The following is a 16,489-nucleotide window of genomic DNA, read 5'->3' as shown; positions in this document are numbered from 1 at the left end:
CGTTTCAGCCCGTCCGGCGTTTGAGGACGAGGCCGTTCAGGCCGAAAGCGGGGGTCTGGGGGCGCAGCCCCCAGAAACGGGACGGGCAGGGGCGGAGGGGGCGAAAAACCCACCATCGCCCAGCCCCCGGCCGGCTCGCCTAAAATCGACCCCACTGTGTCTGATTCACTTGCCTCCCCCCAAGCCCCCCGCCCCAAGGGCGAGCCCCGTTTCCCCGACGGGCCGATGCCCGATCCCGCCGGGTCGCACTTCGAGCGGCGGATCCGGAGCTTTCAGCCGCGGCGGAGCCGGGTGACGGCCGGGCAGGCGGATGCGCTGGAGCGGCTCTGGCCCAAGTGGGGGCTGGACATCGACGGCCAGCGACGGCTGGACCTCGCGGAGCTGTTCGGCGGCGACTGCCCCGTCGTACTCGAGGTCGGCTTCGGGATGGGCGAGGCCACCGCGCTGATGGCGGCCGAGGCCCCGGAGACCGGGATCCTGGCGGCCGACGTCCACACCCCCGGCCAGGGCAACCTGCTCAATCTCGCGGACCAGAGCGGGCTGTCCAACATCCGGGTGGCCAACGGCGACGCGATCATCCTGCTCAGGGAGATGCTCACGCCGGACTCCCTGAGCGGCCTGCGCGTGTACTTCCCCGACCCCTGGCCCAAGAAGCGGCACCACAAGCGGCGGCTGATCCAGCCGGAGTTCCTCGACCTCGCCGCCACCCGCCTCGCACCGGGCGCCCTCGTCCACTGCGCGACCGACTGGGAACCGTACGCCGAACAGATGCTCGAAGTGCTGAGCGCACACCCCGACTTCGAGAACACCCGGCCCGACGGTGATTACGCGCCACGTCCGGAGTTCCGGCCGCTGACTCGTTTCGAGGGTCAGGGACTGGACAAAGGACATGTCGTGAACGACCTGCTGTTCCGGCGCGTACAGCACCGGGACCAGCAATCCGTCGGCGACTGAAGCCCGAAGACGGCACCGGACACCACACCGGGCACCACGCACCGTCGCGGGCAGCGCCCCTCCCTCGTTAGGGTCGATGCCGTGGCCACCAGCCCTCCGTACCCGACGCACCCCACCGGCCCCGCCGAGGGTGCCCCGCGGCGGCCTGCGCACTGGTGGCAGAGAAAGTGGGTGCGCTACGGCACGCTGGTCACCCTGCTCGCGATATCCGGGCTGGTGATCCTGGCCCTCGTCCGCCAGCAGACCGGCACGGAGGGCTTCCTGGTCGGCCTCGGTCTCGCCGTGCTCCCCGTCCCGCTCCTCGTCGCCGCGTTCCGCTGGCTGGACCGCGTCGATCCGGGTCCCTGGCGGAACCTGCTCTTCGCCTTCGCCTGGGGCGCGTGCGCGGCCGCGCTCATAGCGATCGTCGCCAACAGTTTCGCGACGAGATGGATAGCGACCACCACCGCCGACCCGACCAACGCCGACACCCTCGGCGCGACCGTCATAGCGCCCATCGTGGAGGAGTCGGCGAAGGCGGCAGCCGTACTGCTGGTCTTCCTCTTCCGCAAGCGTGACTTCACCGGGATCGTCGACGGGGTCGTCATAGCCGGGGTCACCGCCACCGGCTTCGCCTTCACGGAGAACATCCTCTACCTCGGCACCGCCTTCGGCACCGACCAGCTCAGCGGCGACCGCGGGCTCATGTCGGTCACCGCCGCCACCTTCTTCGTCCGCGTGGTGATGTCACCCTTCGCGCACCCGCTGTTCACGGTCCTGACCGGCATCGGCTTCGGTGTCGCGGCCCTGTCCGCCGAACGCCACCATGTGCGCCGCGTCCTGCTGCCCCTCGCCGGGCTCCTGCTCGCCATGGGCATGCACGCCATGTGGAACGGCTCGTCGAGCTTCGGGGATTTCGGGTTCTTCGCGGTGTACGCCACGTTCATGGTGCCCGCGTTCGCGCTGCTGACCGGGCTGGTCATCTGGACCCGGCAGCGGGAACTGCGCACCGTGCGTGCGGAGCTGCCCGCGTACGCGGCCGCCGGCTGGCTGTCCGGGCCCGAGCCGTACGTGCTCGGCTCCATGCAGGCCCGCCGGATCGCCCGCAAGTACGCCGCCCGCCACCTCGGCAAGCCCGCCGCCCGCTCCGTCGCCGAGTACGAGGCGTACGCGACCTCGCTGGCGTTCCTGCGACACCGGGGGCGCGACGGCCGCGCGGGCGCCGACTTCGTCGTACGGGAGCGGGAGTTGCTCCACGAGCTGTGGCGCCGCCGCGATGTCGCCCGCCCGGCCCTGGCGTACGCGGCACGGGCGACGGCTCCGGTTCCGGTGGTCCCGGTACCGCCGCCCTGGCCCGCGTACGGGCACACGCACAGCGAGCCCTACTGGCAGCCCTACGGAGCCGCGACGCCCTACCCCGCGTACAACCCGTACCGCTCGTAGTACGTCATCAGCCGGCGGTTACGCCGACGCCTCCGTCAGCTTGCCCAGCTCCGCGTCCGTGAGGACGAGGTCCGCCACTCCCAGCAGGGCCGGAAGCTGCTCGACATTCCGCGCGGAGGCGATCGGCGCCGCGACCGTCGGCTGGGCGGCGAGCCAGGCCAGGGCGACCGTGGCGACCGGGACCTCGTGGGCCTGGGCGACCTCGTCGAGGGCGGCGAGCACGCGCAGGCCGCGCTCGGTCTCCAGGTGCTTGGCCGCGCCCTCCGCACGCGGGGAGTCGACCGTCGTACCCGGGCGGTACTTGCCGGTGAGGAAGCCGGACGCGAGGCCGAAGTACGGGACGGCCGCCAGGCCCGAGCGGGAGGCGATGTCGCGGAGCGGACCCTCGTAGGTGTCGCGCGAGACCAGGTTGTACGGCGGCTGGAGGGCGACGTAGCGGGCGAGGCCCTCGCGGTCGGAGAGGTCCAGGGACTCCTGGAGCCGCTCGGGCGAGATGTTGGACGCCGCGATGTTGAGCACCTTGCCGGCCCTCACCAGCTCGTCGAGCGCGCCGATGATCTCCTCGACCGGCACCTCGGGCTTGTCGAAGTGCGTGAAGTACAGGTCGATGTAGTCGGTGTCCAGGCGGCGCAGGGAGGCGTCGGCCGCGGCCTTGATGTTGCCGGCGGACAGCCCCTGGTAGTCGGGGTGCTGGCTGACCTTGGTGGCGATCACGATGTCCGAGCGGTTGCCGCGCGCCTTGACCCACTTGCCGATGATGGTCTCGGACTCGCCGCCCTTGTTGCCCTCGATCCACGCCGAGTACGAGTCGGCGGTGTCGAGGAAGTTCCCGCCGGCGGCCGCGTACGCGTCGAGCACGGCGAAGGACTGGGCCTCGTCGGCGGTCCAGCCCCAGACATTGCCGCCGAGGGCGAGCGGGAAGACCTCGAGGTCGGACGAACCAAGCTTGCGAAGAGAAGTCATGACTGAATTCAACGCCGCCAGCGGATGACTGTATTCCACACATACCTGACCGGCAGCTCTGACGTCGGGGGGGGTGCCGTCAGAACCGCCGGGGATCAGGGAACAACGTACGTACGCGGCAGGAGACGTACAGGTCAGGGGTTGAGCCCCATGTCAGGGATTGAGCCCCTTGCTCTGCAGCCACGCCATCGGGTCGATCCCGGTCTCGGCGCCGTCCGGGTGAACCTCCAGGTGCAGATGCGCCCCGGTGACATTGCCCGTCGCACCCACGCGCCCGATGACATCACCCGTGGCGACCTTCTGCCCCACGCTGACGCTGATCGACGACTGGTGGCAGAACCACAGCTCCGTGCCGTCGTCGAGGGTGAGGATCGTGCGGTAGCCGTACGACCCGGCCCAGCCGGCCTCCGTGACGGTGCCGCTGTGGACCGCCTTGATCAGGGTGCCGGTGGGAGCGGCGAAGTCGAGACCGGTGTGGTAGCCGGAGGACCACAGCGCGCCGGCCTGACCGAAGGTCGAGGTGATGGTGTACGAGGAGGTCGGCAGCGTGTAGCTCTTGGCGAGCTCGGCGAGGCGCTCGGCCTCGGCCTTGGCCGCGGCCTCCTCCTCCGCCTTCTTCTTCGCGGCGGTTTCCTTGGCCTCGGCCGCCTTCTGCTCCGCGGCGGCGGCGTCGGCGGCCTTCTTCACGGCGGCGGTCTGGGCGGCCTGCTGGGCCGCGGTGTCGGCCTGGTCCTTCTGGACCTCGGCCTGCTGCATGATGCGCGAACGCAGGACCTCGCCCGCGTCCGTGGCGCCCTGCTCGGTGTCGGCGGTCGTCAGACCGGCGCTGGTGAGCGGGGTGGTGGAACCCGCGGGCTCGTCGGCGGAGCTGTCGTCCGAGAGGATCGAGCCCACGGACGGCAGGTCGGGCACCGAGATCGACACCGGCGGCTTGCCGGGCGCCGCGGTGGCCATGCCGCCCGCGCCGACGGCGGCTATGACGCCGACGCCCAGAACGGTGGAGCTGCGTGCGAGTCCGCCGCCTCCGCGTTGCTTGGAGACGCGGTGCCGGCCGCGGATGGGACGGAGGGAATCCTCGGTGGGGTTCCACTCCTCCCGGGGGCCCTCGTCGTCCATGCCGTAACCGAAGGTGTGCGTTTGGCTCGGCGGGTACGAGGGTGCCTGGGCAGGCGGGTTGGACGCCACGTGGGCGTGCTCCTTTCCTTCCTTCTCGCCTACCGGGTTAGCTGACGGGTTCGGAGCAGGAAGGTCTCCTACGCGCGTCAACCGCTGGTGTTCCCACCGCGGAAGACGCTCGATTCACCCCAAGTTGGTGGTTCCCCGGTTCCCTTGCGGGATTCGGCGCGTGCGCACGGAGCCGACTCTTGTGACGGCTGGGACGACCGCTGCGTTATCGAACGTTAATAGACGCGGGCACTGGATTCCAAGCCGTTCTGACTGATCTTTAACGCTTCCGGCCAGGACTTTCGGGTCATCAGCGGCGTAAAACGGGCGAGTTGACCACACCTTGCCAGTGACATGATTCTGACGGCGCATCAGATGTTATGCGGAGGGGCGCCATCCGATCACCCCTGGTGACAACAGGGGTCAAGGCCCTTTCACAGACGGACCTTTCGCGGCAGGACTCTTCACGGCGGGACCCGTCACGGACGCGCCGCCCTTCACGGACGCCGTACGGCAAGCAGCGCCATGTCGTCCGTCATGCCGCCGCCCGAGTGCCGGCGGACCTCCTCGGCGAGGGTGGCCAGCAGCGCCTCGGGCGCGGGGAAAGTCCGTCCGGCGAGGGCCGCCGCGGGATCGTAGAAGCGCCCGCGTTCGTCGCGGGCCTCGGACAGCCCGTCCGTATAGAGGAGCAGCGTGGCCCCCCGCGGGAAGTCCGTCTCCTGCGCACGGTCGGGCCACATGCCCAACTCGCCCATTCCGAGCGGCAGTGCGGGTTCCCCGGCGTCGAGCGTGCTGAGGGTGCCGTCCGCGCACAGGAGCAGCGGTGGAGGATGGCCGCGGTTGACGATCCGTACGACCTCCTCGCCGTGCGGGATCTCCGCCAGTACTGCCGTGGTGAACCCCTCGAAGGCGTCGAGGCCGTCGCGCCGGGTGCCCTCGCGCGCCAGGGCCCGCTCCAGGCGTCCCGCGACCGCCTCCAGCGTCGCCTCCTGCTCGGCCGCCTCCCGGAACGCCCCGATGACGACGGCGACGGCGGCCACCGCGCCCATGCCCTTGCCGCGTACGTCGCCCACGACCAGCCGTACGCCGCACGGGGAGTCCTGCACCGCGTACAGGTCACCGCCGATGAACGCGTCCTCCTGCGCCGCCTCGTACCGCGCCGCGACGTCGAGTCCGTCGATCCGCTCCTCGGGCTGCGGCAGTACGGCGCGCTGGGCGGCCTCGGCGATCTCGCGGACGGAGGCGAGCCGCGCGTCGCCGCGCCGGACGACGACGTTGATGACGGCGGCCAGGACGGCGGCCGTCGCCACCGTGATCACTTCGGTGACCCCCTCGGCCTGCAGGGCGACGTCGAGCCTGATGTGGATCGCGACCAACGCGACGACGGCCACTACGCCGGTGAGTACGGTGCCGCGCAGCGCGTACAGAGGCGCCGCCACGAGCGGGGCAGCCGTGAGAAGGGGGCCGCCGGTGAAGTCCCTCGGCGTGAGGTACTCGTAGAGGGACCCGGCGACGATGAGCAGCGCGGGGAGCACCCGGACGAACCTGCGGGTGTACGAGACCCTCAGCCGGCCCGCTCCTGATCCCGGTCCGGGCGGCACCGCGTCCCCCAGCCCGGGATCGGGCACGGGGTCTTCCGGCAACCGTCCGCCGGACCGGTCGTACGGGGGGTCGGGCGCGCCGTCGTACGGATCGCCACGCCGGTCGCCGGACCGGTCGCCGGACCGGTTGCGCGAGTCGTGCGGGTCGTGCGGATCCCCCGCCCGCTGGTCACCTGGGTCACCTGCTTGCTGCCCCACCCGTCCAGATTTCCCGGAGCGGGGTCGGGGGGCGACCGGGGTGGGCCGACCGAGGGACGTGCTTGTGTCCCGGGAAACACCAAGGGCCGGAACTCGTGAATCCGAGTTCCGGCCCTTGGCCTTGAGTAGCGGGGACAGGATTTGAACCTGCGACCTCTGGGTTATGAGCCCAGCGAGCTACCGAGCTGCTCCACCCCGCGCCGTTAAAACCAACTATACGCCATCAGCGGGACCCCCAGGACCAGCGTTGATACCGCCCCTCAGGCGGCCGGATTCCCGGCGTGTGTGAGCGTCTCCCAGGACACGAAGAGATCGTCCGTGCCGGCCGGCCGCGTCTGCTCGGCCAGCCGGTGGGCGGCCGGGACATGGACGTCGAGCCGGTCCTCCAGGTGGTTGAGCGCGACCTCCAGGTCGGGCCCCATGTTCCGGTCGACCCGCCCGCCGCACAGCCACGCGGGCGCCGTCTCCCCCATCTGGTACCTGGAGTGGAAGTCGAGCGCGGCCTTCAGCCGGTCCTTGACGTCGAGGTAGAGATCGAGGCCCTGGTGCCAGGCGGTCTCGGCGATGTGCGCGGTGGCGGCGAGCGAGTACCCGACGTGCTTGAAGTTGCGGCAGGTCTCCTGCGAGACCCCGTCCGTGTACCGCTGCTGCCCGAACCAGTACGTGGTCAGCTTCTGCGGGGTGTCGACGGTGCTGCCGACGGGCGTCAGCGGCACCTTCCCGTCCTTCGCGAGATAGAAGTACGCGGGAACACGCTGCCGGAACCGCTCGACGGCGTCGTCGAACGCCTTGTGGTCATCGAGGAACACAGCGATCCCGATGGCGGCGTCGGTCATGACGAGGTCCCAGTTCCCGTTGAAGTCCGGGACCTTCCTGCTGACTTCGGGGAGGTAGGCGGTCCGCAGCATGCCCTGGAACCGCGCGACGCTCGCCGCCGGCCAGGTGGCTCCGGTGTGCCGCACGATCTCCCCGGCCCGCGCCCAGGTGGACCCGGCCCACGCGGTCTGCAGGCCGGCGTTCCCCTCTGTGTGCTTCTGCACCTTCCCCGACCAGGCGTCCATGATCTGAACCGCCTTGTCGGCATGCTCCTGCTTGCCCGTGATGCTCCACAGCAACGCCTGCGTGTACGCCGCGATCGCGTCCTCGCGCTCCTCTACGCAGCCGTGCCCGGCCCGGGTGCCGGGTGGGCACTCGACGGTGGCGTACGGCTTCTCCTCGTACTTGTACGACCCGTACTTGCTGTCCCGCATGTCCAGGAACGCCTGCAGCCACGGCTGCTCCCCGGCGTTCACGTGCTTGCGTACGGCGGTCAGCTGGTCCTTGCTGACGAGCACCCCGGGGTGCTCGAACGCCGCGTCCTTGGCCCGCGCCCGCACCGTCCGCCCCTGCGACGACATCCCGCACGACGCCACCAGCCCCACCAACAGTGGCACCAACAGCACCGCCGTCACCCGCCGCACCACTGAACCCATCGCTGCTCCCACCTCTGTCCTCATGTCCTCTGTGCCGGCTCAGGAGCAGCCTTACGTGTGGGGGGAGGGGGCGCAGGATCTCTTAGGCCGCCTGAGATCCATTAGCCCGTCCGGCGTTTGAGGACGAGCGCGTTCAGCGCGATGCGGGGGTCTGGGGGCGGCAGCCCCCAGGAACGGGACGGGAAGGGGCGGAGGGGGGCGAAAAACCCCGACCCCACCCCCCGCCGCGAGCTACCCCAGCAGATGCCGATTGGGCGCCACGGCAAGCTCCTCGTACTCCGGAAGCACGACGACATCGGCCCCCGCAGCCACCAGAGCCCCGTTCCCGTCGGCCCCCGCCACGAACGTGTCCGGCTCCCGCCAAGCGGTGACAACCCGCCGCACCCCGGCATCAAGAATGAGCCGCGCACACGGCACAGGCCGCGACGCCCGCCGAGCACACGGCTCAAGACTGCTGTACACCGTCGCGGACGAGAGCCGCGGATCCCCAGGATCGACCTTGGCGAGCGCAGCCTCCTCTGCGTGCACAACGGAGTCGCCCCCCTCCCGGGAGTACCCGCGCGCCAGCTCGGTCCCATCCGCCGCCACCACAACCGCCCCCACACTGAACGCGCTCTCCGACGCCGGACACAACGCCGCCAGCTCGCAGGCAACCCCCAGCCAATGCCGGTCGGCGGCGGAGGCGAGCCCACCGGCTCCGGGCGCGGCAGGGACGTACCGGATGAGTACGACGTCCCCGACGGCCCGCGTCTCCACCATCCGCATCCGCCCGGGGGGATACGGGCCTGGCCCGAAGAGCCGGGGCGCGTCCGTCTCCCCGACGAACAGCGGCGCGACGGCGAGCTGGATCTCGTCCGCGAGCCCCTCCCGTACCAACTGCGTGTGCACCCGGCCGCCGCCCTCGACCATGAGGCGCCGCACACCTCGTACGTCATGAAGGTGCGCGAGAACGGCCCGCCAGTCCAGGTCGGGACCGACCGGGACGACGTCGGTGTCCGGACCCAGCCCCAGCCCGCGCAGCCGCTCGGCGCCCTTGTCCGTCGTGTAGACGACCTTCTCGCCGCCGGTGCGCCAGAACCGCGCGGCGGGATCGAGGTCACCGGACCCGCTGACCGTGACCTTCAACGGGTACTCGGAGCGCCCCGTGGCAACCCGGGCCGCGCGCCGCTCGGCCGAGTTGACCAACAGCCGGGGGTTGTCGGTGCGGAGGGTGCCGGCGCCGACCAGGATCGCGTCACTGGACGCCCGTACCTCGTCGACGCGGTCGAAGTCGGCCGCACCGGAGAGGAGCAGCCGTTCGGGTCCGGTGTCGTCGAGGAAGCCGTCGAGGGAGACGGCGGCGGACAACAGGACGTAGGGGTGGGGCATGGGGCGCACACTCCAGCTCTCGGCGGCTCGATACGAGTCAATGGTGGCCTGTGGCGTGTGATCTGCCCGGCATGGTGGTTCAAATTTTAAACAAAACCTACACTGGCGGCATGACGACCCGCTGGCTCTCCCCCGCAGAACAGCGCGCCTGGCGCTCGTACGTCTCCGCGACCTCCCTCCTCAGCGACGCGATCGACCGCGAGCTGCAGGCGCAGGCGGGCATGCCGCACCTCTACTACTCCATCCTCGCCATGCTCTCCGAAGCGCCGGACCGGCGGCTGCGGATGACCGAGCTCGCCGAGATCCTGAAGATCACCCGCAGCCGTCTGACGTACGCCGTGACGCGGCTGGAGAACGACGGCACGGTACGCCGCGAGGGCTGCCCCAGCGACAAGCGCGGCCATGTCGCCGTACTCACGGACGAGGGCATGGCCGTCCTGGAGCGGGCGGCGCCGGGGCATGTGGAGACGGTACGGAGCGCGCTCTTCGACCAGTTGACCGCCGAGGAGGTCGGGCAGTTGGAGGAGATCTGCCGGAAGGTCACGCGGGCGATCGAGGGCGAGAACGCCAAGGCTTCTCGGGAAGATCTGCCGTGGCGGCGGCGTTCATCCACACCATGAGGCAGAGACGCGTGAGGCGTAGGACCACGAACCTCATTGCTTGAACTTTGAAGCACCATGTACTGTGCGTCTCCAAGGATGTGCTTCAAATCTTAAGCATTAGGCCGATGTACGAACCCGCTGGACCGGACCGGAGAGACAACATGCGCGACTACCCCACCGCCACGGTGCGCACCCGAGTCACCGTGCCCCTGCGTTTCGGCGACGGCTACTCGGTCGACGGCGAGCTGGTCACCTTCCACGGCCTCGCCGACGGCCTGGAACACCTGGCCGTGGTCCTGGGCGACCCCGGGGCGAACCCGCTGGTGCGGCTGCACTCCGAGTGCCTGACCGGCGACGTCTTCGGCTCGGCCCGCTGCGACTGCGGCCCGCAGCTGCGCGAGGCGGTGGAACGGATCGCGGACCGCGGCGGTGTCCTGCTCTACCTCCGCCAGGAGGGCCGCGGCATCGGCCTCTACAACAAGCTCGACGCGTACGCCCTCCAGGACCAGGGCCTCGACACCTACGCCGCGAACGCCGCGCTCGGCCTCCCCGAGGACGGCCGCGACTACACGGCAGCCGCCCAGATGCTCCAGGCCCTCGGCATCGACTCCCTGGACCTGCTCTCCAACAACCCCGACAAGGCCGACCAACTCCGCGACCTGGGCATCACGGTCACCCACCGCGTCCCCACGGGCGTCTTCACCACCGCCCACAACGTCCGCTACCTCCGAGCGAAGGTCCTCCAGACCCAGCACACACTGCCGCTGACGGAGCTGACGGCGGGCTGACAGCCCCGCCGTCTCCGGCCAACTCCCGAAGTCGCCGCGACCAGCTCACCATGGTCGAGCCCGGGCCACCGCTCGCCCTGCCCGGTGTCCTCGGCGGTGCCGACCGCGACAAGACTCATGGCGTACTCGTCGTCCAGCCTCCGCACGAACCGCGACCCGGGCGTGGCCACCGCGCATGTGGGCGTCGAGCTTCGATCCCGGGCGATCGCGTACTCCCCCGCTACCGCGACACCGAGGCGCAGAAGAAGCTGGTCGTCAACGCCCTTGTCCTCAAGGGCTACTGACCGGGTACGCGGAGAGGAGCCCGTCGGCGTGGGGGTTCCGACGGGCTCCTCGGTCTTCGGTTCTACCGGCTCACCGAGCGCTCCGGCTCACACCGTGGTGCCGGCGAAGGTCCGGCCGAGTGCGCGTACGGTCCACCCCGCCGCCTGCCACCGCTCCACCGGCAACGCGTTGCGGCCGTCGAGGATCCGTGGGCTGCGCACCGTCGCGGCCAGCGCCTCGGGGTCGAGGTCGCGGTACTCCTGCCATTCGGTGAGATGGAGGATCAGGTCGGCCTGTTCGCACGCCTTGTCGATGTCGAGGGCGTAGTCCAGGGTCGGGAACACGGCGCGGGCGTTGTCGATCGCGGCGGGATCGTGGACGCGGACCCGGCCGCCCTGCAACTGGATCGCGGCGGCGACGTTGAGCGCGGGGGAGTCCCGTACGTCGTCGCTGTCGGGCTTGAAGGCCGCGCCGAGCACCGCGATGTTGCAACCGAGGAAGGAGCCGCCGACGAGTTCGCGGGCCAGGTCGACGGTACGCAGCCGTCGCCGCATGTTGATCTCGTCGACCTCTTTGAGGAAGCCGAGCGAGTCCGCTACGCCGAGTTCCTGCGCCCGGGCGAAGAAGGCGCGAATGTCCTTGGGCAGGCAGCCGCCGCCGAAGCCCAGGCCCGCGGAGAGGAAGCGCGGGCCGATGCGGGCGTCGTAACCGATGGCCTTGGCGACGGTGGTGACATCGCCGCCGGCGGCATCACAGACGTCCGCGATGGCGTTGATGAAGGAGATCTTGGTGGCGAGGAAGGCGTTGGCGGACACCTTGACCAGTTCGGCCGTGGCGAGGTCGGTGGAGATCCACGGTGTGCCGTCGCTGTCCAGAACGGGAGCGTAGACGGCGCGCAGGAGGGTCTCGTCCGCCGGGGAGGTGACGCCGACGACCAGCCGGTCCGGGTGCAGGGTGTCCTGGACCGCGAAGCCCTCGCGGAGGAACTCGGGGTTCCAGGCCAGCGTGGCGGCCTGGCCGACCGGGGCGAGGGTCTGGATCCGCTCGGTGACGTATGCCGCGGTGCCGACGGGGACGGTGGACTTCCCGACGACCAGCGTGTCGCGGTGCAGATGGGGGGCGAGACCATCGACGACGGCGTCGATGTAGCGCATGTCGGCGGCGTTGGACCCGGGCTTCTGAGGGGTGCCGACGCAGATGAAGTGGACGTCACCGAACTCGGCGGCCTCGGTGAGCGAGGTGGAGAAGCGCAGCCTGCCGGCTTCGACGTTGCGGGCCAGTATCTCGTCCAGACCCGGTTCGTGGAACGGGGTCCGGCCGGCGGCCAGTGCTTCGATCTTGGCGGTGTCGACATCGACACCGAGGACGTCATGACCGATCTCGGCCATGCAGGCGGCGTGGACGGCACCGAGATATCCGGTGCCGATGACGGTGAGACGCATGTGGGGGGCCTCCTCGTAATGCGGATCAGACGGTGGGGGAACCGCTGGAGTAGCCGTTGGGGTGGAGCTGCTGGAAACGCCAGGCATCGGCGCACATGGCGGTGAGGTCGCGGGTGGTCCGCCAGCCCCAGGCGCGCTCGACGCGGCCGGGGTCGGCGATGAGGGTGGGCACGTCACCGGCGCGGCGTGCCTGGATGCGGTACGGGACGGGGGCGCCGACGGCCTTGGTGAACTCGGCCAGGAGCTCCAGGACCGATGCTCCGGTCCCGGTGCCGAGGTTGAACACCCGCAGGCCCTGCTCGTCGTCGAGGTGGTCGAGGGCGACACGGTGGCCGTCGGCGACATCGGAGACGTGGATGTAGTCGCGTACTCCGGTGCCGTCGGGGGTGGGGTAGTCGTCGCCGAAGACGGGCAGTTCGGTGAGGCGCCCGACGGCGACCTGGGCCATGTAGGGCAGCACGTTGTTCGGTATGCCGGTCGGGTCCTCGCCGATCTCCCCGCTCGGGTGGGCGCCGATCGGATTGAAGTAGCGCAGGGCGATCACCGACAGCTCGGGGTACCTCGCGCACGCATCGGCGAGCAGTTGTTCACACAGGTACTTGGTCCGGGCGTACGGGTTGGCGGGGGCGGCGGGGTCGTCCTCGTCCAGCGGGACCTTCGGGGTCTCGCCGTAGATCGAGCAGGACGAGGAGAACACCAGTCGGCGCACTCCGTGCCGGGTCATGGCCCGGAGCAGGGTGACGGTGCCGCTGACGTTGATGTCGTAGTACTCCAGCGGGATACGGGTCGATTCGCCCACGGCCTTCTTGGCGGCGAAATGGATGACCGAGTCGATCTCGTGGGCGGTGAACACGGCGTCCAGCGCCGCGCCGTCCCGCAGATCGGCCTGGTGGAACACCAGAGGCCGGCCTGCCAGCTTCTGCACCGCGTCCAGGGCCGGGGGCGAGCTGTTGGAGAAGTCATCGACGACGATGACCTCGTGACCGTGCTGGAGGAGCTCCACACAGGTGTGGCTGCCGATGAAGCCGGCGCCACCGGTGACAAGGACGGTCTGGGGCACAGGGATTCTCCCTTTCGTCGGGCGCGGCTACCAGCCGAGGAACGCGCTGGCGTAGGCGGGGTAGCGGGCGATGGCGATGGTGACGGGCACGGCCGCGAGCACGGCCGCCATCAGCGGGACCGCCACGGTGCTGCGCACCGCGGTGCGCAGCCGGACTCCGGCGGCGCGGGCGGCTTCCCCGGCGTGCAGCAGCGGAACGAGGAGTCCCACGACCGTGTATGTCGTCGATCCCAGCAGGCACAGGAAGACGTAGCCGGCCGCGTGTGTCCAGGTCTCCGCATAGAGGGACGCCGCTGCCAGCAGCACGTTCGTCGTCAGGTAGGGGAGCGTCAGCCGCAGGGGGAGAGGTTCCAGGCCGAGGGCGGACTTGGGAGTGACCTTGAAGGTGATCTGCCGGGGCCTGATCCGCTGGAGGACCGCCGCTGTCACTCCCCAGGCGATCAGTGGCCAGCGCGTCAGGCAGTAGAGGTTGTTCTCCCAGCTGATGACAGGAGCGCGCCGGGGACGCAGCAGTCCTCGGCGCCGCAGCAGAAGTGCCAGCGCGAGCACCCAGGCCGAGATCGACCACCAGCGCAGCAGGAACTCGACGTAGTCGACGTGAATCCACGGGGTGCCGGTGACCGCGGCGACGGGCGCCAGAGCCATACCGGCCACCGTGGTCGTCGCCAGCAGCACGTAGTACGACAGGGCGTACAGGAACCGCAGCCGCAGTTTCCACGGCAGCCTGGGCAGGTGCCGGGGAACGAGGTCGAGCAGGACGGTGGTCAGGCTGCGCGACCACTGGAACTCCTGGACGAGCATGGCCGAGAAGGTCAGAGGACCGTCACCGTGCGCTTCGGCGTCGATGGCGAAGGCACCGTGCCAGCCCGCGGAGTTGAGCAGAAAGCTGGTCGAGAAGTCCTCTGCCAGCTCCGGGCCGATGCCGCCGATGGAACGCAGTGCCTGGGTACGCACCGCGTAGTGCGAGCCGATGCACGCCGGCGCCAGCCCCGCGCTGTGTCCCAGTTGCGCCGGGCCGTGGAACGTCGCCTCCCGGTGCAGCCGGCCGCGCGCCGCCCAGGACAGCTCGGCGTTGGAGTCGCACACGCTCGGTGCGGCGACGTAGCCGATCGCCTCGTCGGCGAAGGGCCGGACCATCTCGGCGAGGTAGCCGGGCTCGGGGACGTGGTCACAGTCGAGCTGCGCCACCACGTCGTAGTCCCAGTAGCCGATCTGGTCGTAGAAGTAGGCGAGGTTGCCTTCCTTGCATCGGGTCCTGCGGGGCCAGGTGGTCCTGTGGTAGTCCGGCACCTCGAAGCGGGTCGCCACGCCGACGTTGTTGTCGTCGCACCAGATACGTATCTCGTCGGTCGGCGACTCGTCGCACAGCCACACGTCGAAGGGGTGGGGGTAGCGCTGGTCGAGCATCGCCCGGAGGGTGGTCCTGGCGACGTCCCACGGTTCGGACGGCGCCCGCGTCACGACGAAGGCCACGCGCAGTTGCGGGATGCCGATCGAAGGGTCCACCCGCTTGAGCCGGTTGACACCGACCATGAAGTAGACGGGCATCACGGACAGGTAGAGCAGCACCGTGCCGTTGATCGCGAGACCCGGCCAGCCGACCCGGTGCGACGGCTGGAGCAGCCAGGCCCAGAACAGCCCCAGGCAGGTCAGCCAGCCGGCGGTCAGCACGGCGACCACGATCCGGTCGGCACGGCCAAGCACCGGTACGAACGTACGGCTGAGAAGCCGGCGGGACCGGCCGGAGGAACGGTCGAACACCGGCCCGCTCGGCGGGATCCCGACGACGTGGCCGTCGGAGAGTGTGAGCACGGCCTCGGCCAGCTGTTTGCCGTCCAGTGCGGGGGCAACGAGGGAGCCGCCGTCGCGGACCGCGGGGAGGAGGGAAGACGCCGTGGAGGTGGAGGTGGAGGTGGAGGAATCGGAACTGGAACCGGAACTGGAAGGGGACGGTCCGGCGCCTGGACGCAGAACGCTCATCTGCTGGACTCCGAGGATGTCGCTCCCGCCGGCCGCAGGGGGGAGGCGGCCGGCGGGGAAGAAGGGGACGTGAGATGACGGAAGGGCCTCAGGCGGCCTGTACGACGCCGACCGTGCCCTGCGCGGGAACCACCGCGCCGTCGAGTTGCCCTCCCGCGATCGCCTCGCGAGCGGCCTCGACCTCCTCGGGCCGGCCCTGGAAGTACTGCACGGTGCGGCGGAGCCCGTCCTCGTCGGAGACGACCGGCTCCCAGCCCAGTACTTGCTGCGCCCGGGTGATCAGGGGACGGCGGCGGGCGGGGTCGTCAACCGGCAGCGGGTGGTACTCGATGGTGCTCTCGGCCTTGGTCAGCCGCAGTACCAGCTCGGCGAGTTCGCCCACCGTGCGCTCATGCGGATTGCCCAGGTTGACGGGGCCCGGGTCGGTGGAGTCGATCATCGCGACGATGCCACGGATGAGATCGTCGACGTAGCAGAAACTGCGGGTCTGCGAGCCGTCGCCGTAGATCGTGAGCGGATCACCGTTCAGCGCCTGCGAGATGAAGCTGGTCACCACCCGGCCGTCGTGCGGGCGCATCCGGGGGCCGTAGGTGTTGAAGATCCGGACGATCCCGGTGTTGGCCTGGGCAGTTCGCCGGTGCGCGCTGGTCAGCGCCTCCGCGAAGCGCTTCGCCTCGTCGTAGATGCTGCGTGGACCGATGGGGTTCACGTGTCCCCAGTAGTCCTCGGTCTGCGGGTGGACCTGCGGGTCGCCGTAGACCTCGCTCGTGGAGGCCAGCACGAAGCGTGCTCCGCTGCGTTGGGCCAGTGCCAGTCCCTGCTCGGTGCCGCGGCTGCCGACCGCCAGCGTCTCCAGGGGCATGCGGTGGTAGTCGGGCGGGGAGGCGGGGCTCGCAAGGTGGGCCACGGCGTCCACAGGAACCGTAACGGGTATTTCCTCGGACACATCGGCCATGATGAATTCGAATTCATCATGGCTCAGCAGGTGTTCGATGTTTTGGCGCCGACCAGTTGACAGATTGTCGACGCAGATGACCGAATCGCCGCGATTGATCAGGGCATCGCACAAATGCGACCCCAGGAATCCGGCTCCTCCGGTGACGACGATACGCACGATTCTCCTCGAAATGTGGGGGGAGGGAGGTGTGAGGTGCGAGGGCGATTTCACACAGCAAAGGAAGCATCCATGCGGGAATGAGAGTTCCGGTGCA

Annotated in this window: 14 protein-coding genes, 1 tRNA gene and 1 riboswitch; of the genes, 5 read left to right on the top strand and 10 right to left on the bottom strand. The window is 70.0% G+C overall.

The window, feature by feature from the left end; genetic code table 11:
* Nucleotides 1-156 precede the first annotated feature (156 nt).
* Together trmB and AB0N66_RS33150 are read left to right on the top strand one after the other, a co-directional pair.
* A complete protein-coding gene (trmB, locus tag AB0N66_RS33155) occupies nt 157-954 on the top strand; it encodes a tRNA (guanosine(46)-N7)-methyltransferase TrmB (protein ID WP_365441990.1) in 798 nt (265 codons plus the stop codon).
* Nucleotides 955-1,035: 81 nt separating this feature from the next.
* Nucleotides 1,036-2,376 (top strand): PrsW family intramembrane metalloprotease, encoded by a 1,341-nt coding sequence (locus tag AB0N66_RS33150; RefSeq protein WP_365441988.1) that lies wholly within the window; start codon nt 1,036-1,038, stop codon nt 2,374-2,376.
* 18 nt (nt 2,377-2,394) lie between these two features.
* Here the strand turns inward: AB0N66_RS33150 and AB0N66_RS33145 are convergent, their stop codons facing one another.
* The 6 genes from AB0N66_RS33145 to AB0N66_RS33120 all read right to left on the bottom strand — a co-directional run bounded on the left by AB0N66_RS33145 (nt 2,395) and on the right by AB0N66_RS33120 (nt 9,142).
* Entirely contained in the window at nt 2,395-3,339 is a 945-nt protein-coding gene (locus tag AB0N66_RS33145) for an aldo/keto reductase (protein ID WP_365441986.1), read from the bottom strand.
* A gap of 153 nt (nt 3,340-3,492) precedes the next feature.
* Complete coding sequence (locus AB0N66_RS33140; RefSeq protein ID WP_365441984.1) at nt 3,493-4,524, bottom strand: M23 family metallopeptidase; 1,032 nt, start codon at nt 4,522-4,524, stop codon at nt 3,493-3,495.
* Nucleotides 4,525-4,535: 11 nt separating this feature from the next.
* A riboswitch (cyclic di-AMP (ydaO/yuaA leader) is annotated at nt 4,536-4,693 on the bottom strand.
* A 307-nt stretch (nt 4,694-5,000) separates the two neighbouring features.
* Nucleotides 5,001-6,116 carry a PP2C family protein-serine/threonine phosphatase gene (locus AB0N66_RS33135; RefSeq protein ID WP_365442004.1) on the bottom strand — a complete coding sequence of 372 codons (1,116 nt, stop codon included), beginning with the start codon at nt 6,114-6,116 and terminating at the stop codon, nt 5,001-5,003.
* Nucleotides 6,117-6,428: 312 nt separating this feature from the next.
* A tRNA-Met gene (locus AB0N66_RS33130) sits at nt 6,429-6,502 on the bottom strand.
* A 60-nt stretch (nt 6,503-6,562) separates the two neighbouring features.
* The gene (locus tag AB0N66_RS33125; protein WP_365441982.1) at nt 6,563-7,774 is read right to left on the bottom strand and encodes an alginate lyase family protein; all 1,212 of its coding nucleotides are present in this window, start codon (nt 7,772-7,774) and stop codon (nt 6,563-6,565) included.
* A gap of 231 nt (nt 7,775-8,005) precedes the next feature.
* Complete coding sequence (locus AB0N66_RS33120) at nt 8,006-9,142, bottom strand: dihydrofolate reductase family protein (protein WP_365441980.1); 1,137 nt, start codon at nt 9,140-9,142, stop codon at nt 8,006-8,008.
* Nucleotides 9,143-9,252: 110 nt separating this feature from the next.
* Between AB0N66_RS33120 and AB0N66_RS33115 the strand changes: the two genes are divergently transcribed.
* The 3 genes from AB0N66_RS33115 to AB0N66_RS33105 all read left to right on the top strand — a co-directional run bounded on the left by AB0N66_RS33115 (nt 9,253) and on the right by AB0N66_RS33105 (nt 10,816).
* Entirely contained in the window at nt 9,253-9,762 is a 510-nt protein-coding gene (locus AB0N66_RS33115) for a MarR family transcriptional regulator (protein WP_365441978.1), read from the top strand.
* A gap of 143 nt (nt 9,763-9,905) precedes the next feature.
* Entirely contained in the window at nt 9,906-10,532 is a 627-nt protein-coding gene (gene ribA, locus AB0N66_RS33110) for a GTP cyclohydrolase II (RefSeq protein ID WP_365441976.1), read from the top strand.
* A gap of 50 nt (nt 10,533-10,582) precedes the next feature.
* Nucleotides 10,583-10,816 (top strand): hypothetical protein, encoded by a 234-nt coding sequence (locus tag AB0N66_RS33105; protein ID WP_365441974.1) that lies wholly within the window; start codon nt 10,583-10,585, stop codon nt 10,814-10,816.
* Nucleotides 10,817-10,903: 87 nt separating this feature from the next.
* Here AB0N66_RS33105 and AB0N66_RS33100 read toward each other — a convergent pair whose 3' ends face one another.
* The 4 genes from AB0N66_RS33100 to AB0N66_RS33085 all read right to left on the bottom strand — a co-directional run bounded on the left by AB0N66_RS33100 (nt 10,904) and on the right by AB0N66_RS33085 (nt 16,392).
* Nucleotides 10,904-12,238 (bottom strand): UDP-glucose/GDP-mannose dehydrogenase family protein, encoded by a 1,335-nt coding sequence (locus AB0N66_RS33100; protein ID WP_365441972.1) that lies wholly within the window; start codon nt 12,236-12,238, stop codon nt 10,904-10,906.
* Between the two features lie 25 nt (nt 12,239-12,263).
* A complete protein-coding gene (gene galE / locus AB0N66_RS33095) occupies nt 12,264-13,298 on the bottom strand; it encodes a UDP-glucose 4-epimerase GalE (protein WP_365441970.1) in 1,035 nt (344 codons plus the stop codon).
* Nucleotides 13,299-13,325: 27 nt separating this feature from the next.
* Complete coding sequence (locus AB0N66_RS33090; protein WP_365441968.1) at nt 13,326-15,278, bottom strand: glycosyltransferase family 2 protein; 1,953 nt, start codon at nt 15,276-15,278, stop codon at nt 13,326-13,328.
* 88 nt (nt 15,279-15,366) lie between these two features.
* On the bottom strand, nt 15,367-16,392 hold the full coding sequence (locus AB0N66_RS33085) for a UDP-glucuronic acid decarboxylase family protein (RefSeq protein ID WP_365441966.1): 1,026 nt from the start codon (nt 16,390-16,392) through the stop codon (nt 15,367-15,369).
* Nucleotides 16,393-16,489 lie beyond the last annotated feature (97 nt).

Source organism: Streptomyces sp. NPDC093544 (assembly GCF_040683495.1).
In the GTDB taxonomy this organism is placed as follows: Bacteria; Actinomycetota; Actinomycetes; order Streptomycetales; family Streptomycetaceae; genus Streptomyces.
This window is presented reverse-complemented; position numbering and strand designations above follow the sequence as displayed.